Genomic DNA, 23368 nt, shown 5'->3' on the forward strand with positions numbered 1-23368 from the left:
GCAATTCCATGTCCTCTGATTTCGCGAAGCGCGATGGCGTGCGGTCCTGGGGGCGCACGTCGAATCATTCGCAGCATGTGGCGCGTCCGCGGTTCCGCGACGAGCTGAATGGTCTGATCGGCGACGCCGAAGCGAGCAGCCGTCTCGCGTCGGGCCTGCGTCGGTCCTATGGAGATTCATGCCTCAATTCGGACGGGGCGCTGATCGACATGCGCGGCCTCGATCGATTGATCGCCTTCGATGACAGAACCGGAACGCTCTGCGCCGAAGCCGGCGCATCGCTCTCGCAGATTCTGGCCTTCTCGGCGCCGCGTGGCTGGTTCCTGCCGACGACGCCCGGAACGCGGTTCGTCACATTGGGCGGCGCAGTCGCCAATGACGTGCATGGCAAGAATCACCATGCGGCCGGATCATTCGGACGACACATCGAATCGATCGGGCTATTGCGCAGCGACGGCGCTCGGCGCATCCTCTCGCCGACCGCCGAGCCGGACCTGTTCGCGGCGACGATCGGCGGCCTGGGCTTGACCGGAATCATCGAATGGGCCGAGCTCCGGCTCGAGCGGATCGCGAGCGCCTATCTCGATGTGGAAACCATCCCCTATCGCTGCCTCGCCGAATTCTGGGCGCTCGCCGAGCAGAGCGCCGAAAATTTCGAACACACGGTCGCCTGGATCGATTGCGTGTCTCGCGGGACGAAATTCGGTCGCGGCCTCTTCTCCCGTGCGAATTGGCGCGCCGACGATGCGCTGGACGCCCATGACGATCGCACCTGGAAAAGCATTCCATGCGATGCGCCGGTCTTCCTTCTCGATCGGCTCGCCATCGCCGGCTTCAACGAGCTCTACTACAGAAAGAGCTGCGCCCGCAGAGGACTGAGGCGACAGCATTATGCGAGCTATTTCTACCCGCTCGACGCGCTCCGCGGCTGGAACAGGCTCTATGGACGGCGCGGAATGTTCCAATATCAATGCGTCATTCCGAGAAGCGAGGCCCGCGAGGCCATCGCTATCCTGCTCGACGAGATCACGCGTTCGGGCCAGGCCTCCTTCCTCGCCGTTCTCAAGACTTTCGGCGAGCTGGCGTCACCAGGCCTTCTGTCCTTCCCGCGGGCGGGCGTGACGCTGGCGCTCGATTTCCCCAATCGTGGAATGGACACATTGCGCCTGATGTCGCGGCTCGACGCGATCGTCGAAGAGGCGCGCGGCGCGCTCTACCCGGCCAAGGATGGTCGGATGACGGGAAAAATGTTCCGACATTCGTTTCCCCGATGGCGGGAATTCGTCGTCCACAGGGATCCCGCCATGAGCTCGGATTTCTGGCGAAGGGTGAGCTCATGACTCGAGCGGGCAAGCGTATCGTAATTCTGGGCGCCGCCTCAGCGATCGCCGAAGCGACGGCGCGGATCTGGGCGCGCGAAGGAGCGCGCTTCATTCTCGTCGGCCGCGAAAAATCTCGGCTCGACGCGATAGCGGATCATTTGAGACTTTTAGGCGCAGCGCAGGCGCATCCGCTGGTCCTCGATTGCGCGACGGCCGATGCGGGCGCGGAACTCGCCGCCATGCTGAAAGCCCTCGGCGGTCTCGACGTCATGCTGCTCGCCTATGGACTGCTCGGCGAGCCGAAGCGCTTGGAGACGGAGCCAGCTGCGGCGGCCGAGCTGATGCAGACGAATTTTTGCAGCGCCGCCGCCTGGTGCCTCGCGGCCAGCGCCATTTTGGAGCGGCAGCGCTCCGGCGTTCTTCTCGTCATCGGCTCGGTCGCCGGCGACCGCGGGCGCCGATCGAATTTCGTCTACGGCGCCAGCAAGGGCGGACTCGCGCGGCTCGTCGAGGGGATAGCGCACAAGCTCGCGCCTGTCGGAGCGCGCGCGGTCGTCGTCAAGCCCGGCTTCGTCGATACGCCCATGACGGCCGGCGTCGCGAAGAAGGGCTTGCTATGGGCCGATCCCGACACGATCGCGCGGGTCATCGCGCGAGCGGCGGAGAGAGGCGGCCCCACTGTCTATGCGCCGGCCTTCTGGCGCTGGATCATGCTGGCGATTCGGCATCTTCCAGCCCCGGTTTTCAACAAGCTCGATATTTGAGGTTCGTCCATGACGACGCAAAGCGACAGCGACATGAGAGCCGATGCGAACGCGCGGCAATTCGCCTGCTTTATCGCGCTCGGCGGCTGCGCCGCTCTGGCGAATTGGCTTTCGCGCTTTGCGCTGGAGCGGATCGTGAGCTTTCCGCTCGCCATCGCCATCGCCTATATGATCGGCATGGTCGTCGCCTTTGCGCTGTTTCGTCGTTTCGTCTTCCCGGCCTCGCCTCAGCCGCTGGAGCGGCAGGTGAAGTTTTTCGTTCTCGTCAATCTGGCGGGCGTCGCTCAAGTGTGGGCGGTCTCCATGGCGCTCGTCTATTATGTGTTTCCTGCCCTCCATTTCGCCGGCGCGCTGGCCGAGCCGATCGGACACGGCGTCGCGATCGGCGTCCCAACGCTCTCGAGCTATTTCGGGCACAGACTCCTGACCTTCAGAGCGGCCTGAAGCCGCAGCCTCCGCTAAACACCATCACATCATGCTCCGCGCGCAGGCAAAGCTCGCGGAGCGAATGCGCGAGCGGACCTTTATTGCGTCCCATGACTCGAGGTCAGCTCTGTGGTCCGGCTGGTTGAGCACGCGCCGCCGGGACGCGAGGAGGAGCGATCGACGGTTCGCTGAACTTTCACGATCCTCGGCCGGATCTTCGTGTAGGTGACGCCCGGGCGCGCCACCGACTCCCCGACCGCGAGCTCCGCGAGATCGGCGATCGACCAGACGGATCGCGCGCGGTCGAGGCTCGGGAATTCCAGCAGATAATCGACCTTCGTATCGATCACATAGCCGTCATGATCGACCCAGCCGTCGCAAAGATAGCGGAGCAGGCGAGAATCGGTGATGCCGTCGAGAGAGCGAACTTCGAAATTATCCGTCAGCTCATAACGTGTATCCACTTCCTGCAGGCCGAGCGTCGCCCGCGCTCCGACCGCGAGCCCGAGCGACTGCGCGAGCTTGGCGGAATTGGCTTCGCGCCGCTCGGGCGCCGCCTGGACCGAATAGAGGCTGTCGGCATTGCGCGAGACGTCGCGCCGCAGGCCGAGCTCATAGACGGCGACTCCGACAAAGCCGAGGCTCGATGTCGCGATCATGCCCATGGCGAGCCCGCGCCGCGGCCAATGCGACTGCGCGACGGCCTGCAATCCGAGCGCCGCCGCGAGCATTCCGAACGGCCATATGAAGATCGTGTAGCGCGCGAAATGAAACGACGGCAGCACATTGAACAGATAGGCGGCGAGAAACCCGAAGAAGGCCGCGGCCAGCGCTATGATCGTCAGGCGCTCGCTCCGGTCGGACGAATTGCGAAACAGCGCCCATCCGACGACCGCGAGCGCGGGGACGACAATGCTGAAATAGGCGGCGATCCGAACCAGGACTTTGATGTTGACCGGGACTTTGCCGATCCAGGCGCTTTCCAGATGCGACGACATCACCCGACGCGCCTGTCCGGCGCCATAGGGCAATTCATGCGAGAAATGCACGAAGATCGCGATATAGGCGAGGATGGCGGCGCCGAAGACGCCGAGGAAAACGCCGAGCTGGGCGAGCTCCCGAACCATGCGCCTCCCGAACCAATGGGCTCCCGCGAGCCGCACGGTCACGAGAATGAGCAGCAGCGGAAGCGCTTCCGGGCGCAGCCAGAAGAGCGCGCCGGCAAGCAGGCCCGCGATCGCGTCCTGGCGGAGCGTCGGCCCCTGTCTCTCATCGTACCAGCGAAATAGGAGCGTGAGATAAAAATAGGCGCAGGCGAAGGCGGCGAACACCGCATTCTCGGTGCCGCTCATGCCATTGTAGACGCTGCCCGGCAGCCACAGAGTGAGGAGCGCCGCGAGCTCGCGCCAGGGGCGGCGCAGACCAATTCGCCCGGCGACGAGAAAGGTGACGCCGGCAGTCGCATAGAGGCCCGCGAGGCAAATGATTTTCACGGCGAGCGGAGTCATGGCGGCGCCGACGACCCACATGGCCAGAGCGTCGATCAGCATGAACCCCATGGAGGTTTCGCCGCTGTTGGGCTGATCCAGATTGAATTCCAGCGGATGGCCGCGCAAGAGATTGCGCGCATAGACGAGGTGAATTTCCGCATCGCCGGAGAATACGGACCAATACAAGAGAGGATGGAGCAATCCGACGACCGCCACGAAAGCGATCAGATAGGCTTCCCCCCTGAAATAGCGTTCGTAAAAAGACACGAGCATCTCATTCTCCAAATTGAAGAATTGCCGGACGATGAACCGGCCCGTCGAATAAGGATTATGGTCCTCTTCGCCCATTCCGAAGAGACGAATTGCGCTCGGAGCGCAGCGGAGAAATCAGCTTCGCTCTTTGGGCCGATCAATGTCGCGCGGATGGCCGCTCCGCCGAAATGCGGACTATTACCCGTGAGCCGAAAAGCGGGAGCCAAGACGCGGCGCGCGGCTCCTCGGCAGGCCCGGGCGAGCCGGTCGAGGAGCCGGAGTGCGAGCAGCTGCGGCGTCGTCGAGGGGCGCCGTTCCCCGCTTGCTCATCGCCCTGCGCTCCATTAGTCATGAAAGCGCAACAGAGCGCATCCGGGAGGGCGCGGGCCCCATGATGTCCAGCTGGTCCAATATCGCCGTCATGGGCGCGGTCGCCGCCGTCGCGATCGTCGTGCTGCTCGGCCTCGGCAATGTGCTGCGCGGGGGCGACGGCAATCTCTCGCAAAAGCTGATGCGCTGGCGCGTGGGCTTGCAATTTTGCGCGCTGCTGCTGATCCTGACGATCCTCGCCTTCCGTCATTAGAGGAGCCGCCGATGGTCCGCCTCGACAAAATCTACACACGCGGCGGCGACGCCGGCGCCACCTCGCTCATCGGCGGCCAGCGCCGCCGCAAGGACGATCTGCGCGTCGAGGCCTATGGCGCCGTGGACGAGACCAACGCCGCCGTCGGCCTCGCCCGCCTCGCCACGGGCGAAGATGCGGCCCTCGACGCCATGCTGGCGCGCATTCAGAACGACCTCTTCGATCTCGGCGCCGAGTTGGCGACGCCGGTCGCGCCCGGCGAGACTTTGCCCGAGCACAGCCTCGCCATCGTGCAATCGCAGGTCGATCGGCTGGAGCGCGAGATCGACGCGCTGAACGCCCCGCTCGCGCCGCTCAAATCTTTCGTGCTGCCGGGCGGAACGGCGGCGGCCGCGCATCTCCACCTCGCCCGCACGGTGAGCCGCCGCGCCGAGCGGATAATGGTGGCGCTCGCCAACGCCCCGGACGAATCCGTCGGCGAGACGGCGCTACGCTATGTCAACCGCCTCTCCGATTTCCTCTTCGTCGCGGCGCGCTACGCCAATAAGGACGCGGGCGATGTGCTGTGGACGCCGGGCGCGACGCGCTGAAGCTCAGCGCTCGGCCTTGTCCGCGAGCCAGCTCGCGAGCTTCAGATCGGAAAGCGCGCCGATCTCCGTGACCAGTCGGCCATTGGCGGCGACCAGCGCGGTGAAGGGCAATTCGCCCGCCCAGGCCTGATCCACCTCGAAATAGAGCCGCTCCACGAAACGATCGGCGAAAGCGAAATTGGCGGCCTGCCGCAGCCCCGCCTTCTCCATGCGGGACAAGGCGCGATGGCGGTCGCTCTCCGGATCGGCATTGACGAAGACGAAATCCACGCCCGACGTCTCCCGGGCGAGCTTCGCCCAATCGGCGAGCTCGGCGACACAGATGGAACAGGTCACCGACCAGAAATGCACGATGAGTGGCCGGCCGGCGTGGGCCTTGCGGATGGCGTCGAAAGAGCCGCGCGCGAAAGGCGCGATCTCCGGCTTCGAGACCGCCTGCCCCGAGACGGCCTCGCCGGTTGCGATTTGCGGCGCGGTGGCCTGCGACCAGCCGACTTGCGGCCAACCGACTTGCGCCGTGGCGCAGGCGGCGGCGGCGAACAGCGCCCGTCTCATCCTCGCGCGCATGTCTGACACTCCTGTTTCTGCCGCTCTTTTCCACCACATAGCGGAAATCGCAAAGAGATGCGAGCCCGAGACGGCGCGGCGACCACGACGCGGAAAAGGGCCGCCGACCGTCGATTTGCGCCCGTCGCACTGTGTTGTTAAGTCTGGGATCAGCGGCGCGGCGGCGCGCCGACCAACCGATCCGCCCCCCATGTCCGACACGACCCATACAGCCAACGACCCGGCCGCCCGCAAGGCCGCGGCCGCAAAAGCCTCGATCGCCGCCAGCGCCGCGCTGACGCTCGCCAAGCTCGTGGCCGGCCTCGCCTCGGGCTCGCTGGCGCTGATTTCGGAGGCCGGCCATTCGGCCGCCGACGTCGCCGCCACAGTGCTCACCTATGTCGCCGTGCGCCAGGCCGAGAAGCCGGCGGACGAGCGGCACCATTATGGCCATGGCAAGGTCGAATCGCTCGCTGCGCTGATCGAGACCGGGCTGCTCTTCGGCCTCGCGCTGGTCGTCGCCGGCCAGGCGGCGCGACGGCTCGGCGAGCCGGAAGTCGAGATCGACGCCGGCTGGCCGATCTTCGCCGTGCTCTTCTTCTCTATCGTCATCGATTTCGTGCGCGCCCGGGGCCTTCGCGCCGTGGCCGAAGAGACGCAGAGCGACGCGCTCGCCGCCGACGCCCTGCATTTTGCGAGCGATCTCGTCTCCTCGGCTCTGGTCATTCTCGGCCTCGCCGCGACGCGCGCCGGCTTCGCCCAGGGCGATGCGCTGGCCGCGATCGGGGTCGCCGCCTTCATCGCTATCGCCGGCTACAGGCTCGGCCGCCGCACGGTGGCGACGCTGCTCGACGCCGCGCCGCAGGAGCTGGTGCCGCAAATTCAGGAAATTCTGCGCGCCACGCCCGGCGTCATAGCGGTGGAGAGCCTGCGCCTGCGCACCGCCGGGCCGAAAGTGATGGGCGAGGCGGTCATCGGCGTCGCGCGCACGCTGCCCCTGGAGCGCGCGGCGCGCATAAAGGAGGACGCCAATTCCGCGATTCTGCGCGCCATTCCCAGCGCGCAGATCGCGCTCGCCACACGTCCGATCGCGCTCGACGACGAGACCGTAATCGAGCGCATCCTGCTCGTCGCCGCGCGCCGCCGCATTCAGGTGCATCACATCATCGCGCAAACGGTGGGCGAACGCCTCTCCATCACGCTGGATATGGAGCTCGACGGCGGCATGTCGCATGGGCGCGCGCATCAGATCGCCTGCGATCTCGAGCAGGCGATTCGCGAGGAATTCGGCGAATCGATCGAAATCGAAACGCATATCGAGCCTTCCGAGCCGCAATTGCTCGCCGGCCAGGATGCCGAGCCGCAGACGCAGCGCGCGATCGCCGACGCCCTCGCGCGTCATGCCGCGCGCGGCGGAAAAGTCAGCGACGTCCACGATGTCCGCGCACGCGAGACGGCGGAGGGGCTGGTCGTCAATTATCATTGCTGCGTCGATCCGCAGCTCTCCGTCGACGCCACGCACGCGGCCGTCGACGAAGTGGAGCGCGCCATGCGCAACGAATTTCCGAACATCCTGCGAATTGCGGGACATGCGGAAATAAACGACCATTCTTGAGCGCGCCGGAGCGATTTGCGCCGCGCTTCGCATATTGTCTTTTGGAAAAAATGCGGCTATCCGTAGCCGGAAATAATCGAATATTTTTTCGAGGCCGCGATCATGTCGAATGTCACGGGCAAAGCCTATGGAATGAACGTCATTACGCCGATGAAACCCTGGCGGACATGGTTCAATCGTTTCAGCTTCATGATTTCCCGATCGATTCCCACCTCTCTCGGCGGATTGCTCGGCCTCTCCTTCATTCATTTCGCGCGCTGGGCCATCGTCAAGCGCGACCAATGGCCCGATCTCGGCCAGGGCAAGCAAAATCTCGCCAATGACTATCTGCTGTTCTGCAGCAATTTCAACGGCACCTGGGATCAATATATCGACGCTTTCGCCGACGGCCTGCCCAACGGCCTCGATCTTCTGTGGTACACGAGCACGAAATATCCGCATTCCGTGCCGATCACGCCGTTCAAGAATTATATTCGCGCCAATCAGATCGACACGAATTATTATTACAATTCCGTTCCCGGCGCCGCGCAGCCCGATGTGAAGGCGGCGCTGCGCGTGCGGCGCGCGCTGCTCGTGCTCGCGCAGGCCCACGCCTCTTCGACGCCCGAGCAGTTCCGCGCGCTCTATGTGCGCCACCTCGTCTCCGTGCAGAACGACCTCGGCTATGAGGGCTATGCGCCGGTCGCCAGCAACGACACCGAGAATGCGGAACGAGACCGCGCGGATTATCTGGCCAACGCCGGCGCTCTCGCGCTGGCCGCCCGCTGATCCGTTTCGTTCGACGATCAAGAACTCCCTCGCGACGATCGAGAATTTTCCCGAAAGAGGACGCCATGCCGACCTTCGACAGCGGAGCCTATTTCCTCACGACCCTCATTCCGATCAGCACCGCGCCGATCTTCGAGGAGAGCGGCGGCTCGGCCTCGCCCGCTCATGCGCTGCGCAAGCGGCTGTCGCTGCTGCCGCGCGGAGAGCGCAGCCCATTCGCGCGCAGCTCGCGCAATCATTTCGCCCGTTTCGTCGTCATCGACGATGTCGCCTATAATGGCCGCGAGCAACCCAACACGCTGCTGGTCGCCGCCGCTCCGGCTCTATCCATCGACCAGAAATACAAAGACATGCTCAATCCGGTGATCGCGCAGCCGCAAGATCGCCTCTCCTGTCCATTCCTCTTCTTCTCCGCTGATTTCGACGCGGCGAGCGGCGCGGATTCCGAGCGCGACGCCTATCTTCGCGATCTGTGGATTCGATCGGAAGCGGAGTTGAAGGACATATTCAAATATTGCCTCGGCTTCGAGGCGCGCGTTACCGACGCCGCGAGCTTCGCCAAATATATCGCCGACTGCCAGATCGAGACGACGATGCCGTTCCACGATTACTGGCTCGACGGCGTGCCGGCGGACCAGCTGCCGAATCTGTCGCTACAGAAGCTCGGCCTCGTCGGGCTGGGCATTTTGGCGGCCGTCGCGGCGCTCGTCTATTTCTGGCTGCTGCCCGCTTTCCTGCAGGGTTTCCTCGGCGCGCTGATCGCGCTCGTCGCCGGCGTCGCGGCCGCTGGAGCCTCCATCTATTTCTACGTTCTGGACTTCGGCAAGAAGCCCTTTCCAGCGGCGCCGAACTCCACTCTGCCGGAGGTTCTCAAGGCGCTCTATCTACGTCGCGAATTCACGCGCTTCGCCATCGATCGCCAGTTCGACGCGGCGGGCTCGGACGAAGCCTCGGCGCAGAGCCTCTACGACTCGTTCAAATCTTTCATCGACGCCAACAAGCCGGACGACGTCGCAGAACCGACGCAAAAGGCCGGGGCCATCGGAATCTAGGGGCGGAAAATGTCAGTCGTTCTCGACCTCGCGGATATTCAGGGCAATATTCTCGAAGCCTATCCCAAGCAGGGCTATTTCAAAGGCCGCACCATATTGCTGAACATCGGCGGCGACGCGGCCGGTCGCGCCGCCAATGGCCGCCATTTCGTGACGCAGCTGCTGCCGCGCGTCACCTCGGCGCTGGACAGCAAGGGATCGGGCGGCGCGGCGGAGCCGCCGGCGATCACGGTCAATATCGCCTTCACCTTCTACGGCCTGCTCATGCTCGGCGTGCCGACGCGCACGCTGCGCGGCCTGCCGGACGAGTTCATCGACGGCATGGCCAAGCGCGCGCGCATGTTGGGCGATGATTTCTCCGGCAGAAATTGGCAGGACAAATGGGACAAGGTCTGGCAGCCGGCCTCGCCGGAGAACGCCGTCCACATTCTCATCGTGCTCAATCAGCGCTATACGGCGAGCGCCGCCGATCTCGACGCGGCGACGAAGTCGATCGTCGCCCTCGCCGCGGAAAATCAGGTGAGCGTGCTCGGCGGCCATAATCCGCCGGACTATTCGCACCAGCCGCTCTATCAGGACCTCACCGCTCTCTTCGACGCGCAGGGACGGCCGACGCCCAAAGAGCATTTCGGCTTTTCCGACGGAATCAGCGATCCTGTGTTCGAGGGACAATATCCGGCGGACAAGGAACAGGCGGCGGCGGTCGGCCAAGGCGCGGTCGACGGCAATGGCGTTTGGCGGGCTTTGGCCGCCGGCGAATTCCTGCTCGGCTATCCCGACGAAGCGCAGGAGATTCCGGGTGCCGCCATGCCGCTCTCCTTCAGCCGCAACGGCACTTTCCTCGCCTATCGCAAATTGCACGAGAACGTCGCCTCCTGGCGCAAATTCATCGACGATCAGGCCGAGAAATTCGCCGCCGTCCGCGGCCTCACAGTAGAGGTGGCGCGCGAGACCCTGGTCGCCAAAATGGCGGGCCGCTGGTCCGACGGCGTGCCGCTGATCAAGGCGAAGGATTTCGCCGCCTGGCAGGCGTTCAACGAGAAATATCCAGAAGGCTCGCCGGAGCGCGAGCGCGAGCTCGTCGATTTCACCTATCGCGACGACCCCGACGGCGGCGCCTGCCCGATGACCTCGCATACGCGCCGCGTCAACACGCGCGACGCGCTCGACCCTTGGGTCGCGGCCGGCCAGCCCAAGCAGGCGGCAGGCTCCGTGCTCAACAATCGCCGCCGCATCCTGCGTCGCGGCCTGCCCTATGGCTCCTCCGGCCCCGACACGACGGATGCGGACGAGCATGGCATCGTCATGCTGGTCGTCTGCTCGAGCCTCGCCCGCCAGTTCGAATTCGTGCAGCAGCAATGGATTCATTACGGCGTCGACGCGCGCGCGGGCAATGACACCTGCCCGATCGTCGGCAATCATTCGCAAGGCGCCGACACGCCGGACGATTATGCCCGCGATCGCAATGGGCCCAAGGCGAAATTCGTGGTGCCGTCCGACCCCGCGTCGGGCAAGCCGCCTTATATCGCCGAAGGTCTGCCGCAATTCGTGGAGACGCGCGGCGGCGAATATTTCTTCGTGCCGAGCCTCACCGCTCTGCGCATGATCGGCATGGGCACGGTCGATCCGACCTGACGAGTAGGCAGGCGCTCGGGAGCGGGGTGACACGTCCCCAATCTCTGGGAGCAACCCCACCCCGGACGGCTTCGCCGTCTCACCCTCCCCCAGAAGGGGAGGGTGAGACGGCCTTTCCGGCGATAGACAGCGGGACAGAGACGATGACTTTGCTGAAAAACATTATAGCCTCTCTGCGCGCCTATGCGCTGACGCTCGCGGACGCCATCGTCGCCTTTTTCTCGCTGCTCGCGGTGGCGGCGCGCGCTCTCCTCTCCGGCAAGGGACCACTGAAGGAGCGACTCGTCGGCGCGCTCACTCTTCCGAGTTCGCAGATCAAGGTCTTTGCGGTGCTGCGCGCCGTGCTGCCCAATTTCTTCATCGCCAAGCAATTGATCACCAGCTACGAGAACAATGGCACGGCCTTCGTCACCCGCGCCACGGATGTGATCGAGGTGCTCGATCGAGAGGAAGATTTCGCCGTCGTCTACGAGCCGAAGATGCGCGCCATCACAGGCGGCCCCAATTTCTTCCTCGGAATGCAGAATACGGCGCAATATCAGCACGACACCTCGCTGATGAAGCTCGCCATGCGCCGCGACGACGTCGAGACGCTGGTGACGCCGCTGGCCCGCGCCCGCGCCGAGGCCTATGCGAGCGCCTTTCCGACGCGCATCGACGTTCCGCAGGAGCTGACGCTGCGCGTCCCCTCCGCCATCGTCGCCGAATATTTCGGCGTCTCGGCGCAGGCCGAGACCGACGCCATTCATTGGGCGACGAGCCTCTTCTGGTGGCTGTTCGTCGATCTCAAAGGCGATCCGGCGATCGAGACGAAGGCGTTGATGGCGGCCGCCGAGCTGCGCAAGGCGATCGACGCCGCCATCGCCGCGCGCAAGGCGAGCGGAGAGACGAAGGACGATGTGCTCGGCCGCGCGCTCGATCTGCAGAAGGGCGCGCCGGAGTTCGACGATCTCGCCATTCGCAACAATCTCATCGGCCTCGTCATCGGCGCGATCCCGACCATTTCTAAAGCCTCGGTGCAGGCGCTCGACCAATTGCTCGACCGGCCGGAGGCGCTGGCCGGCGCCCATGCCGCGGCGAAAGCCGGCGACGAGGCGCTGCTCGGCGCCTATCTCTTCGAGGCGCTGCGCTTCAATCCGGTCAATCCCGTGATCTATCGCCGCGCCAACCGCTCCACGGTGATCGCCGCCAATACCTTCCGCGCCCGCAAAATTCCCGAGGGCGCCATGGTGCTCGCCGCCAATCTCTCGGCCATGTTCGATCCGCTGAAGATCGAGAAGCCGAACGAGTTCCGCGTCGATCGTCCCTGGGGCGAATATATTCTGTGGGGCTATGGCCTGCACACTTGCTTCGGCGCCTATATCAATCGCGCCGTGATCCCGGCCATTCTGCGTCCCGTGCTGGCGCGGCCCAATCTGCGCCGCGCCGCCGGGACGGCGGGCCAGATCGACGGCGGCGGCACGCCCTTCCCGCAGCATTTCGTGGTAGAGAGCGACTGATCGCCAGCCGTCTCTCGCCCGGCGGCGCAACCGTGAGCCGAAGGGAAGACCCAATTGTCCGCAAGCCAATTGTCCGACGCCAATTCCGATATCGCGGCCCTGCCCTTCGAAAAGGCGATACAGGAGCTCGAGGAGATCGTCGGCAAGCTCGAGAAGGCGAGCGTCTCGCTCGACGATTCGGTGAAGCTCTATGAGCGCGGCGAGGCGCTGAAGAAGCGCTGCGACGCGCTGCTGCGCGAGGCCGAGGCCCGCATAGAGAAAATCACGCTCGGCGCCGATGGCGCGCCCAAGGGAACAGCGCCGCTCGACGTCGAGTGACTCCCGCTCACTTGCGGATCGTCACCTTGCGGCCGTCGCGAATGTCGGCGGGCGGATCGAGCGCGATGGTCTCGTCGCCGGTCAAGCCCTGATCCACATCGACATTCGTGCCGAAATCGCGCGTGATGCCGATCTTCGCCATTCGCACCACATCGTCCTTGTCGATCACCGCGACGCGCGGTCCGTCGGCGCCGAAGAGGATCGACGGCGCCGGTATGTTCACCAGCGGCCGCGGCCGTGGAATGTCCAGCACCACGCGCACGAACATGCCCGGCCTCAGCTCGCCGGTCGGATTGGGCACGTCGACCTCGGTGAGCAGCGTGCGCGAGGCGGCGGCGAGCGAACTGGCGTTGCGCGCGATGCGCCCCTTGAAGCTCTTGCCGGGCATTTCCGGCGGCAGCACCTTGGCTTCGAGCCCATCGACGAGACCGGCCGCCTCCGATTGCGGCACCGACACCTGCACGCGCATGATATCGTCGCGCGCCATGGAGAACAGCGGCGTGCCGCTATTGGCGTCGGCGCTGACGAGATCGCCGACCTCTATGTTGCGCGCCGTCACCACGCCCTTGAACGGCGCGGCGACGTCCTTGAAGCCGACGAGCTCCTTCAGCCGATCGACATTGGCCTGCGCCGCGGCGATATTGGCCTGCGCCACCTCGACGCCCGCCTGCGCCGATTGCAGATTGGCGGCCTGCGTCTCGACATTGGCGGCGTTGATGTCGTTGTTCTGCTTGCTCTCGTAATTGTTTTTGACGAGCTGCGAGCTGCGCCCATAGGTGAGCTTGGCGAGGTTGAGATTGGCCTTGTTCTGCTCGACCTGCGCCTTGGATTGCAGGAGCTGCGCCTTGTTGAGCGCGAGCTGCGCCAGCGCCTGCGAATATTGCTGGTCGAGATCGGGCGCGGAAATGCGAACGAGAAGATCGCCCTGCTTCACCTTGCTGCCGATGTCGACGCGGCGCTCGGCGATATAACCCGTCGCGCGGGCGAAAAGACGCGCCTGCTCCCAAGCGAGCGTCTGGCCCGGCAGCTCGACATGCACGGGGCCCGCGACTTTCGTCACTTTGGTCGCGCGCAGGCTGAGCGGAGCGTTGGCCTGCTCCTGCTGAAACATTTGCGCATCGTGCTCTTGCGCCGCATGGCGGCGAAAGCCGATGAGCAGCACCAGAGCGAGCAGCGCGAGCACAAGAAAGAAAGGCAACCTTCGCAGGCGCGGCGGCGGCGCCTCGCGCACGCCGACGCCGGTCGAAGCGAATCCGCGTCCCTGCGGCTGCAACGTCTCGGTCATAGATAATCCCTCGGAGGTTGCGCCTCTCCACGCCGCAGCAGCGAATAGAGGAAAGGCACGAAAAGCAGAGTCGAACATGTGCCGAAGGCGATGCCGCCCATCACCGCGCGAGCGAGCGCGGCGTTCTGCTCGGCGCCTTCGCCGAGCCCGAGCGACATGGGCAGAAGGCCGACGAACATCGCCGTCGCCGTCATGATCACCGGACGAATACGCGTCAGCCCGGCCTCGATCGCCGCCGCCTCGGCGGAGACGCCGGTCTCCTCGCGATGCTCGCGCGCGAAAGTGACGAGCAGGATGGAATTGGCCGAAGCGACGCCGACCGACATTATGGCGCCCATCAATGACGGAATGGAGAAGGTCGTGCCGGTGACGTAGAGCGCGAAGACGATTCCGCAAAAGGCGATGGGCAGCGCCAATATGACGACGAAAGGATCGCCCCAGCTCTGGAAGTTCACCACCATCAGCAGATAGACGAAGATCATCGAGGCGACGAGGCCGAGGCCGATGCGCGCGAAAGCCTGATTCTTGCTGTCGATCTGGCCGCGGATGACGATGTAGTTGCCGGGCTTCAATTCCGGCTCGATCTCGGCGATCGCCTTGCGCAAATCCCGCTCCACGCCGCCGAGATCGCGATCCTGAATATTGGCGTAGACGTCATAGGTCGGCTGCGTGTTGGAGTGCGTGGCGACGCTCTGCTCCACGCCGCGCTTCCATTGCGCGACATTGGTCAAAAGATCGACCTGCGCCGAAGAGCCGCCGGTGAGATCGGAAATTGGCGTATTGGCGAAGGCGTTGAGCGAGGCGATGCGATATTCCGGCGTCTGCACCGCCACCTGATAGGGAATGCCGGTCGTCGGATCGGCCCAGAAATTGGGCGTCACCTGGAAGGAGGAGGAGAGCGAGATATTCACATTATTGGCGACCTGCTGAACGCTGACGCCGAGCTGCTGCCCCTTCCAGCGATCTATATCGACGAAGAATTCCGGCGCGTCGAGAATCTGATGAATATGCGCGTCGACGACGCCGCGCACTTCCTTGACGCGATCCAGCAGCTTGCGCACGATCGCCTTGTTGCCGGGCGCATCGCGGCCGACGACGCGCAGCGCGATCGGCGCCGGCAGGCCGAAGTTCAAAATCTGCGTGACGATGTCGGCCGGCTGGAAATAGAAGATCGAGTCTGGAAAACGCAGCGGCAGAACTTCACGCAGCTTGCGCATATAGACCGCCGTCGGCGCATGGCCATGGGCGAGCGAGATCATGATCTGCCCGTCGTTGTAGCCGACCGTCGTGCCGTCCGAGAAGGCGTAATTATAGGTGATCTGCGGCAGGCCGATATTGTCGATCAGCAGAGCGAGCTCATGCTGCGGGATCACCTCGCGAATGACGCCCTCGATCTTTTGGAAGAGACGCTCGGTCTCCTCAATGCGCAGGCCGGAGCGGCCGCGCACATGCAGCGTCATCTGGCCGGCGTCGATCTGCGGATAATAATCCTCGCCGACGGAGACGAACAGAAAGGCGCCGAAAGCAAAGACGCCGGCGACAAAGGCGAGCGTGCGGCCCTTGTGGCGCAGCACCGCGACCAGCAGCAGCGCATATTGGCCGCGCAGCTTCTCGAACCCATGCTCGAAGCCGAGCTGAATGCGCGTCAGCGCCGCCGAAAATCCGAGACCCCGCGCGTCGCTCTCGCGTTCGCGCTCCGCGTGATGCTCATGGATGAGCAGCTGGTCCATCAATATGGGCACCAGCGTTCGCGACAGGAAATAGGAGGCCAGCATGGCGAAGACGACGGCCAGCGCCTGCGGCACGAAGAGAAAGCGCGCGGCGTCGGTGAGGAAGAGCACGGACACGAAGGCCGCGCAAATGGCGAGCGTGGAGATCAGCGCCGGCTTGGCGATGCCGGCGGCGCCTTCCGCCACCGCATGGCGGAAATCCTTGCCCTCCTCGAACAGACGATAGGTGTTCTCGATGGCGACTGTGGCGTCGTCCACCAAAATGCCGACCGCGAGCGCCATGCCGCCCAGCGTCATGATGTTGATCGTATGGCCGAGCGCGCTGAGTATGGCGAGCGAGGTGAGGATCGACAGCGGGATCGAGATGACCACGATCAGGGTCGAACGCCAGGACCCCAGGAACAGAAGGATCATCAGCGCGGTGAGGCCGGCGGCGATGATTCCCTCGTGCAGCACGTCCGATATTGCGTTGGAGACGAAGACCGACTGGTCGAACAGCTCCGCTATGTTGGTGTCCTTGGGGATCGCCTCGCGCAGCTTGGCGATGCCGGCCTTCACATTCTCGACGACATTGAGCGTCGAGGCGTTGCCGTTCTTCAATATGGTCAAGAGCACGGCGCGCGAGCCGTCGACGCGCACGATATTCTGCTGCGGCGGGTTGCCGTCGCGCACTTGCGCCACGTCCCGGATCAGCAAGGGCGCGCCATCGGCCACGCGGATCGGAATGCTGTTGAGCGTCGACAGCGCGTCGGGCGTCGAGTTGAGGCGCACGACATATTGCAGATCGCCGAATTTCACGAGGCCCGACGGCACCACCAGATTGCCGGCGGTGATGGCGTTGACGACATCGAGCGGCGTCAAGCCCCGCGCCTGCAGCGTCGCCGTGTCGAGATCGACCATGATCTGGCGCTGCTTGCCGCCCCAGGGCGTCGGCAGCGTGACGCCGGGAGTCGTCGTCAGCTGCTGGCGCACGCGATAGAGGCCCATGTCGTAGAGCTGCTGCTCATTGAGACTCTTGCTGGAGAGCGCCAGCTGAATGACCGGCACCTGCGACGCCGAATAGCGGATGACAGTCGGCGGATTGATGCCGGGCGGCATCAAGGCGCGAATGGAGTTCATCGCCGAGACGACCTGCGTGATGGCGAGCTCTATGTTCACATCCGGCTGAAAATAGATCTTCATCACCGCGACGCCTTGCAGCGTCTGGCTCTCCATATTGCGAATGCCGTTGACGTTGTTGCTCGTGGAGAGCTCGGCGTAAGTGGTGACGCGGCTCTCCATCTCGGCGGTGGAGAGGCCGGTGTAGGACCAGATGACCGTCACGACCGGGATATCGACGTTGGGAAACACGTCCTTGGGCGTCGAGACGATCGCCGCGCCGCCGAGGAACGTCATCAATATGGCCAGGACGTAGAACGTCAGCCGAAATTTGAGAGCATATTTGACGAGTTCCATGGACGTCTTCCACTCTCACCGCGACGCGGGCCGCTGTCCGCATCGCTCTCGCCACGTAACGCTTCCGCTCAGCCGACGGCGCTCCGCGCTTTCGGCTTCTTCGCGGAACAGCTCATTTTTTCGATCAGATTGGCGCGCGCGGTCCCCAGCACGCGCATCAATGTGGCCCGGTCCTCGTCGCTGACGCCGGCCAGCGCCTCCAGGCGCGTCGCCTCCGAGATGGGCGCGATGGCTTCGACCAGAGGCCAGGCCGTCTCGGTCAGAAACAGCAGCCAGACGCGCCGGTCGCTCTCATGCGGCCGCCGCTCGACGAGGCCCATCGTCTGCAGCCGATCCACGGTGCGGCCGAGGGTGATCGGCTCGAGATCGAGCATTTCGGCGAGCACGCACTGGCTGACGCCCTCATTGCGCGACAGATAGGCCAGGGCCTGGGTCTGCGCGCGCGTCAGGCCCAATTGGCGGGCGTTCTGCTCGAAACGCTTGCGCATCAGCCGCGCCGCATCATGCAGCAGAAAACAGAAGGTCGTCGGCGGCGGCGAAGGCATTGGACGCGCTTTCTATAGCCGTGCTTTTGATAAGTGTGCTTATTAAATAGATGCGCCGCGCCGATTTCAAGCCCCGTCCGAGGCGGCGCCCGCCCCCGAGAGGATCAGGGCCCTATTTAGTATGATCGCACGGGCCGATTGCCGCGCAGCGTCTCGCGCCTATCGTAATTATGGCAATTCGGCGCCGAGACGGCGGCGCAACGGCGCAACGCCACAGGGAGGATGACGGGATGAGGCTGCTATTGGCTTGCACATTCTTGCTGATCTGCGCGGCCTCGGCCGACGCGGCGACGCGCGGAACGGCCCGCCAGCGCTCGGCCTGCACGGACGACGCCTATAAATTCTGCGAGCGCTACGTGCCCGACGAGGCGGCGGTGGAGAGCTGCCTGAAGGCCAATTTCGGCGGGCTCAGCCGCGCCTGCAAGGCGCAGATTCGCGGGGCCGCGGCCGGCAGGAAGCGCGGCCGCCATTGACGCGGCTCACATCCGCCGCGCGGCGAAACGGCGAATGTCGACGCCGTTCTGAGCGAGGAGATCGCGTAGGGCCGGCGGGACATTCACCACACGTGTGGCGCCGCCGTCATATTGGCAGGCGCTGCGCAGGCTCACGTAATGGCCGTAGATGCGATTGGTCTCGTGGTCGCCGATGACCGAACGCGCCTCGCTCAGAAGATAACCGACTTGATCTTCGCTGTATTGCGTCACCAGCTGACATCCGAACGCTACTTTTTCAGCGCAGGCGGGAAAAGAGATAAAAGTCACGACAGCCGCCGTTGCGAGAATCTTCATGCCACTTCCTCGAGGTTTACCGGATGAGAGCGACGTCGTGTCGCGCCTATGTCGATCCGGACGCTTCTCTTTTGCGGAGCTTCTTGTCCGAAGTTTGTCTCGACGTCGCGACGGGCTGCGCAAACCCTGCGCCTTTGCGCAGCCCATCCCCGCGGCGAGCGGAAACTCCGCCATGCTCAACGGAATGTTTACGCTTAACGCCAATGTTCATCGGCAGATTATGTCTCGGGACAGCGCGCCCGATCCGTATGTGAAGCCCGCGAGACATCGGGCCGTTGGAGTTGCGTCATGAGTTTGTCGGTTTCCGGCGATGACCTCCCTTATGCCGCCGGCCCGTTGAGGGCCCGCCCGCTCGGCAATCTCGCCGCAGTGTCGATGGGCGTCGTGGCGCTTCTCGTGCTCGCCGGCTCGCTCGCCTTCGTCCGCGCGCCGCAGCAGCAGGCCGCGCCGACGCCCGCCGCCACGCCGATGGCGCGCGCGACGCCCGCCGCCGCAACGGCGCCCGCCGCCGTCCCCGAGCGGACCGCCGCCTTTCGGCTGGAGGCGCCGGAGATCGACAAGAACCCGAAAATCGCCTTCGATCCGCCGCTGCCCTCGGGCGGGCGTCAGGAGACGCACACTTTCGGCGCCTTCGACAATGGCAGACCCTATCTGCGGCTCGATATTCTGCAGCCGGCCGGCGAAAAGCTCGGCAATTCCGATTTCTTCCTCGATGTGGCGCGGCACGCCGCCCGAGCCGGCCTCGGCGTGGTCCGCATCGGCCAGCCGACGCCCTTGGTGACGCGCGCCGGCGCTTTCGAAGCCGCCGAAATCAAATTGTCGCTACGTGAGGGCGGCGTCGCCGCGGCCGCCGCGGGCGAGCGCTCCTGCCTCGCCGTGCGCCTCGTCAACGCCAGCCTGTCGATGGAAATGGCGGGCGTCGCCTGCGGCGTCGGGACCAAGCCGATGGATCGCCGCGCCTTGGGCTGCCTGCTCGATCGGGTCTATTATCTGCCATCCGGCGACAATAGAGCGCTGGCTCGCTCCTTCCCCAGGCTCGAAGGGCCGGGATGCCTCGCCGCCGCCCCCGCGGGCGAGGCGGAGGCCACCAAGCCGGCGCCGAAAAAACGCGCCGCGCGCCACTGAGATCGACGCTGCTTAGGGGCGATCCGGCGCTTTCGCCGGGCCGCCTTCAGCTTTCATGAGGCGCGCCGCACGGCGGCCCGTATCGCCCGGCGGCGCGATTGGTTATGATCGCGTCGATATCGAAATCAGGAGATGAGGATGCGTCATTTCGTCAATTTGTCGGCCGGACTCGCCTGCCTTCTCGCCCTCGCGACGGCGGGCGAGGCGCTCGCAAAGACTCATCGCGCGGCGCATCGTCATCCCGTCATCGCGCCGGCGGGAGTCATCGTGGCGACCGGCCCCATCCCCTATGTGCGCCAGCCGCTCGTCGTTCCGCGCCGCAGCTGGCTCGATCCGGGCCCGGTCGTGCCGGTCGGCTCCACCAATCGCTATATGGTTGAAGCGACCTATTTCGCCTATCAGCCGATGGAGGACAATCAGCGCAGCTGGTTCATGCAGGAGACGCTGCCGAACCGCCGCCGCTTCGAGGTTCTGCCCTATCGCGACGGCATCGCGCCGATCTGGTGGCCCTGATCGCCTCGAGGGGAAAGCTCATCGGGCCGGCCCGCGACGCGCGAGCCGGCCTCGCACGGCCCCGGAAACGCTAATCGCGCGGCGGCTTCTTGCCGCGGGCGCCGGCCGTCTCGGCGCGGCCGCCCGGCGTCGCCGCGCTCCAGGAGCCGTGCTTCATCTCAAGGAAGAGCGCGATGGCCTGGGCGCGATTGCGCACCTCGAGCTTCTCGAACAAATTCCGCAAATGGAATTTGATCGTGTTGATCGAGACGCCGAAATCCTTGGCGAGCTGGTTGTTGGTGTGTCCCGAGCCGAGCGCCGACAGCAGGCTGCGCTCGCGCAGAGTGAGATTCTCCAGCGGATCGGCGCGCATCTTGCGGATATCGACGAAGGGAAACACCATGTCGCCGGCCGCCACGGAGGCGAGCACGTCGAGCAGACGCTCCGGCGGGGCGCGCTTGCTGACGAAGCCGGCGCCGCCCAATTGCAACGTCTCCGCCGGCGCGGCCGGATCATTGGTGCCGCTATAGACGACGATCTTGGGCGCGGAGGGCTGGCGCGACAGCGCGCGCAACACTTCCCGCGCGTGAAGCGTCGGCAATTGCCAGCCGATGATGGCGATCTGAAAGCGCTGCAGCTTGGCGGCGTCGAGAAATTCCTCGCCGTCCGTGACCTTCAGCACGAGATTGAAGCGGCGGTCGTCGGCGAGCAGCGCCTCCAGTCCGGCGAGGATCAGCGGGCTCTTGTCGGCGATGGCGACATCGATCGGGAAAGCCGCGCCCGCCTCGCCGCGGTCGTCGCCCGCGCGCTCGGCCTTTTGTCGCAGAGCGCTCGGCGCGCCCTCGGCCGCAGCCTGCGCCGCAGGGCGTCCCGAAGGACGCTCCTGGGAACGTTCGGGCGCGCGGATCGGGCCGGGACTTCCGACGGCTCGCGGTCGTTCGTCTCCGGGCCGCGTCGAAGACGTCGTGGCCATGGACCACTCCAATTGAAAGCTCCGGGTGAGAGCGCCGCCGTCGCGGACAGGATAGGCTCGGGCGGCGCGAGGCTCCCCGAGTGGGTAGGCCGGACTATATCGCCAGAGGCTGCCCTTGGAAAGCCTCGCCGCATATTTCAAACCGCCGGCGGCGGACTCTTTCAGAGGCCGCGCGGCCGGGATTCGCGCCGGCAAAAAGAAGCGGCGCATCGATCGAGCCGATGCGCCGCGTCATATCCGTAGACCGGTTCTGAAGCGTCAGTCGCTCAGGACCCAGCGAGCGGCGAAATAAGCCGCAGCGCCGAGCGCGATGATCGCGATCATGCCAACCGGCGTCGCCGCATAGCTCGTAAGCTCGAGAATTGCTCCCATAACGCTTCCTCCTTTTTTAACGCCCGACCTCGTTCAGGCTGCCTATCGCGCCACGATATCACCCAAGACAGGCGATGTCTCGCCTTTGAGTGCGATACGTTCTGGTGGATATCGTCGCCGGCTCGAATTCCGAGAACGCCCTCTAGGGGCCGACCGCGATCCGAGACGCGCCGACGGTCTTTTGCGTTCGGCGCGAACTCGCACGAACCGCCGAGCGAAGCCGCGATCCACGCCCGCGACACGTTGTTGGCAATTATATTAGCCTTTGATCCTCGTCAAGATGTGGCGCCGCCGCCATCGCGGCGGAGAGGGCTTGCCGAGGCGCGCTCGGCGCGGTTATTGAAGCTGCGGCTCGACGAAGAAGAACGGAAAAAACCAAAGCCATGGCCCGCCCTTCGCTCACCTTCATCGCCGTCGCCGGCGTCGCGGCTCTCGCCGGCGCCGTCTGGTTCTTCGGCTATCGCCGCACGCCCGCCTGTTCGGGCGACGGACGCTACATGGCGACGGTCCAGCAGTGCCGCGCCTATGGCGTCGACGCCGGCATTTGCGCGAGCGCCGTCGAAAAAGCGCGCGCGCTCGCGGCGAAAGTCGCGCCGCGGACCGACGCCGCCTTCGATTGCGAGGTGCGGTTCTCCGAATGTTTCGCCGGCGCCGACGGCCGCTTCACGCCGACGCCCTCCTTCTGCCTCGCGCCGGGATCTGCGGAGCCGAAGGAGGTGCGTTATCTCGAATACGAGTCCGACCGGCTGAACCGCAAGAAGACGCGCGAAATCCGCATCGACTGAAAGGCGGACGCCGAGCGCCTGTCTGTCCGCCGCCTATCTGTCCGCAGCTTGGCGCCGCCCGCTGAGGTGGAACTCGGCCGGCTCGACGGTCAACATGCCGACCGTGGTGCGCAGCGCCATGCGATAGGGCACCACGGCGTGCGCCATGGGCAAAGGCGCGAGCCAGACGGTGATGTCGTTGTTCTCCGCCATGAAGCGCGTGGAGACGCTGTCCGGCCGATGGCCGGCGATCGGATGATAGCGCGCCGCGCAGACCGAGACCGGGCCAGAATAGCCGCGCGTCTCCACATTGCGCATCTCGACGAAAGCGAGCGTCACGTCGAAGCGCGTCACGCCGTCGAAGACGGGAATGGTGCGATTGCAGGCGGCGGGGCCGACCAGCGGCTCGCTCGCCGGAACGCTCATGATCAGCGCGCTCACCGGATCGATGATGTTGGATTTGTTGGCGTCCGTCACCGGGATGCGCACAGGCATGTCCCAGGGCGTCGGCTCCACATGCACGGCGCGCGCGATATTGTTGGCGAGCGCCATGCGGACCGTGCGCGTCTCGTAAGTGTTGGAGGTGGTGTTGGCGTAGCTCGCCGGCGCGAGCCCGTCGCGCGAGAGCGCGCCGGCCGCGGTTGCGGCGCCGCGCGTGTCGTTGACGAGCGAGGCGAGGCCGGTGGTGCGCATCGAAATGTCGATGCGATAATTGCGACCCTCGATGACGCCATTGGCGGAAGCGTGGCCGATGGAGAGGCCGAGCAGGCTCAGCGCGAAATTGGCCCTGAGCGTCTCCGCCCGGCAGGGCGCGGCGGCGACGAGCAGAGCCAGCGCCACGACGCTGCGGGTCGAGCCGCGTCCGGCCCCGCCCGGAACAGATGTGAGAAACGCCATTCTCGTGACCTGCGATCGATCGAATCAGTCCTGGGCACGATGAGCCAGGCGCGGGCGCTTGTCGATGCTCGGATCGCGCCGG

General features: G+C 65.1%; 23 protein-coding genes. 15 read left to right on the top strand and 8 right to left on the bottom strand.

From position 1 onward, the window contains the following. Positions 1 to 8: 8 nt before the first annotated feature. Genes C5689_RS04715 through C5689_RS04725 form a run of 3 tightly spaced genes read left to right on the top strand, consistent with a single transcriptional unit; the run spans position 9 to position 2530 of the window. The gene (locus tag C5689_RS04715; RefSeq protein WP_167398683.1) at positions 9 to 1340 is read left to right on the top strand and encodes an FAD-binding oxidoreductase; all 1332 of its coding nucleotides are present in this window, start codon (positions 9 to 11) and stop codon (positions 1338 to 1340) included. Further along, on the top strand, positions 1337 to 2086 hold the full coding sequence (locus C5689_RS04720) for an SDR family NAD(P)-dependent oxidoreductase (RefSeq protein ID WP_108916115.1): 750 nt from the start codon (positions 1337 to 1339) through the stop codon (positions 2084 to 2086). The genes C5689_RS04715 and C5689_RS04720 overlap by 4 nt, the downstream gene beginning before the upstream one ends. Before the next feature lie 33 nt (positions 2087 to 2119). After that, positions 2120 to 2530 carry a GtrA family protein gene (locus C5689_RS04725; RefSeq protein WP_158271758.1) on the top strand — a complete coding sequence of 137 codons (411 nt, stop codon included), beginning with the start codon at positions 2120 to 2122 and terminating at the stop codon, positions 2528 to 2530. Between the two features lie 80 nt (positions 2531 to 2610). Here the strand turns inward: C5689_RS04725 and C5689_RS04730 are convergent, their stop codons facing one another. After that, positions 2611 to 4275 (bottom strand): hypothetical protein, encoded by a 1665-nt coding sequence (locus C5689_RS04730; protein ID WP_146188321.1) that lies wholly within the window; start codon positions 4273 to 4275, stop codon positions 2611 to 2613. A gap of 370 nt (positions 4276 to 4645) precedes the next feature. Between C5689_RS04730 and C5689_RS04735 the strand changes: the two genes are divergently transcribed. Both C5689_RS04735 and C5689_RS04740 read left to right on the top strand, forming a co-directional pair. Continuing rightward, positions 4646 to 4837: a twin transmembrane helix small protein gene (locus tag C5689_RS04735; protein ID WP_174800232.1), complete on the top strand. Its 192-nt coding sequence runs from the start codon at positions 4646 to 4648 to the stop codon at positions 4835 to 4837. Positions 4838 to 4848: 11 nt separating this feature from the next. Further along, positions 4849 to 5427, top strand: a complete 579-nt coding sequence (locus C5689_RS04740; RefSeq protein WP_108916118.1) for a cob(I)yrinic acid a,c-diamide adenosyltransferase — start codon at positions 4849 to 4851, stop codon at positions 5425 to 5427. 3 nt (positions 5428 to 5430) lie between these two features. On the opposite strand, the gene C5689_RS04745 is transcribed toward C5689_RS04740, so the two are convergent. After that, entirely contained in the window at positions 5431 to 5994 is a 564-nt protein-coding gene (locus tag C5689_RS04745; protein ID WP_244594589.1) for a TlpA family protein disulfide reductase, read from the bottom strand. 190 nt (positions 5995 to 6184) lie between these two features. Between C5689_RS04745 and C5689_RS04750 the strand changes: the two genes are divergently transcribed. From C5689_RS04750 to C5689_RS04775, 6 genes are all read left to right on the top strand, one after another. After that, entirely contained in the window at positions 6185 to 7588 is a 1404-nt protein-coding gene (locus C5689_RS04750; RefSeq protein WP_108916120.1) for a cation diffusion facilitator family transporter, read from the top strand. A gap of 102 nt (positions 7589 to 7690) precedes the next feature. Further along, positions 7691 to 8356, top strand: coding sequence for a hypothetical protein (locus C5689_RS04755; protein WP_108916121.1), 666 nt, complete (start codon positions 7691 to 7693; stop codon positions 8354 to 8356). 65 nt (positions 8357 to 8421) lie between these two features. After that, positions 8422 to 9408 carry a hypothetical protein gene (locus C5689_RS04760; RefSeq protein ID WP_108916122.1) on the top strand — a complete coding sequence of 329 codons (987 nt, stop codon included), beginning with the start codon at positions 8422 to 8424 and terminating at the stop codon, positions 9406 to 9408. Positions 9409 to 9417: 9 nt separating this feature from the next. Beyond that, positions 9418 to 11043 carry a Dyp-type peroxidase gene (locus tag C5689_RS04765; protein ID WP_108916123.1) on the top strand — a complete coding sequence of 542 codons (1626 nt, stop codon included), beginning with the start codon at positions 9418 to 9420 and terminating at the stop codon, positions 11041 to 11043. A gap of 143 nt (positions 11044 to 11186) precedes the next feature. After that, on the top strand, positions 11187 to 12542 hold the full coding sequence (locus tag C5689_RS04770; protein WP_108916124.1) for a cytochrome P450: 1356 nt from the start codon (positions 11187 to 11189) through the stop codon (positions 12540 to 12542). 69 nt (positions 12543 to 12611) lie between these two features. Then, positions 12612 to 12860 (top strand): exodeoxyribonuclease VII small subunit, encoded by a 249-nt coding sequence (locus C5689_RS04775; RefSeq protein WP_108916125.1) that lies wholly within the window; start codon positions 12612 to 12614, stop codon positions 12858 to 12860. 7 nt (positions 12861 to 12867) lie between these two features. On the opposite strand, the gene C5689_RS04780 is transcribed toward C5689_RS04775, so the two are convergent. From C5689_RS04780 to C5689_RS04790, 3 genes are all read right to left on the bottom strand, one after another. Continuing rightward, a complete protein-coding gene (locus C5689_RS04780) occupies positions 12868 to 14145 on the bottom strand; it encodes an efflux RND transporter periplasmic adaptor subunit (protein ID WP_108916126.1) in 1278 nt (425 codons plus the stop codon). Continuing rightward, positions 14142 to 17330: an efflux RND transporter permease subunit gene (locus tag C5689_RS04785; protein ID WP_108916127.1), complete on the bottom strand. Its 3189-nt coding sequence runs from the start codon at positions 17328 to 17330 to the stop codon at positions 14142 to 14144. Before C5689_RS04785 ends, C5689_RS04780 begins: the two co-directional genes overlap by 4 nt. A 68-nt stretch (positions 17331 to 17398) precedes the next feature. Beyond that, positions 17399 to 17875, bottom strand: a complete 477-nt coding sequence (locus tag C5689_RS04790; protein WP_108916128.1) for a MarR family winged helix-turn-helix transcriptional regulator — start codon at positions 17873 to 17875, stop codon at positions 17399 to 17401. A 230-nt stretch (positions 17876 to 18105) separates the two neighbouring features. Between C5689_RS04790 and C5689_RS04795 the strand changes: the two genes are divergently transcribed. After that, the gene (locus C5689_RS04795) at positions 18106 to 18348 is read left to right on the top strand and encodes a cysteine rich repeat-containing protein (RefSeq protein WP_108916179.1); all 243 of its coding nucleotides are present in this window, start codon (positions 18106 to 18108) and stop codon (positions 18346 to 18348) included. 6 nt (positions 18349 to 18354) lie between these two features. Here C5689_RS04795 and C5689_RS04800 read toward each other — a convergent pair whose 3' ends face one another. Continuing rightward, positions 18355 to 18663, bottom strand: coding sequence for a hypothetical protein (locus C5689_RS04800; RefSeq protein WP_108916129.1), 309 nt, complete (start codon positions 18661 to 18663; stop codon positions 18355 to 18357). A gap of 288 nt (positions 18664 to 18951) precedes the next feature. Here C5689_RS04800 and C5689_RS04805 point away from each other — a divergent pair, with 288 nt between their 5' ends. Together C5689_RS04805 and C5689_RS04810 are read left to right on the top strand one after the other, a co-directional pair. Then, entirely contained in the window at positions 18952 to 19788 is an 837-nt protein-coding gene (locus C5689_RS04805; RefSeq protein ID WP_108916130.1) for a hypothetical protein, read from the top strand. Positions 19789 to 19926: 138 nt separating this feature from the next. Next, positions 19927 to 20301, top strand: a complete 375-nt coding sequence (locus C5689_RS04810) for a hypothetical protein (RefSeq protein ID WP_108916131.1) — start codon at positions 19927 to 19929, stop codon at positions 20299 to 20301. A 70-nt stretch (positions 20302 to 20371) separates the two neighbouring features. Here the strand turns inward: C5689_RS04810 and C5689_RS04815 are convergent, their stop codons facing one another. Then, complete coding sequence (locus C5689_RS04815; protein WP_108916180.1) at positions 20372 to 21253, bottom strand: response regulator transcription factor; 882 nt, start codon at positions 21251 to 21253, stop codon at positions 20372 to 20374. 755 nt (positions 21254 to 22008) lie between these two features. Here C5689_RS04815 and C5689_RS04820 point away from each other — a divergent pair. Then, entirely contained in the window at positions 22009 to 22410 is a 402-nt protein-coding gene (locus tag C5689_RS04820; RefSeq protein ID WP_108916132.1) for a DUF1190 domain-containing protein, read from the top strand. 33 nt (positions 22411 to 22443) lie between these two features. On the opposite strand, the gene C5689_RS04825 is transcribed toward C5689_RS04820, so the two are convergent. Beyond that, positions 22444 to 23286 (bottom strand): DUF3108 domain-containing protein, encoded by an 843-nt coding sequence (locus C5689_RS04825; protein ID WP_108916133.1) that lies wholly within the window; start codon positions 23284 to 23286, stop codon positions 22444 to 22446. Positions 23287 to 23368 lie beyond the last annotated feature (82 nt).

The organism is Methylosinus sporium (genome assembly GCF_003113265.1).
GTDB lineage: Bacteria > Pseudomonadota > Alphaproteobacteria > Rhizobiales > Beijerinckiaceae > Methylosinus > Methylosinus sporium.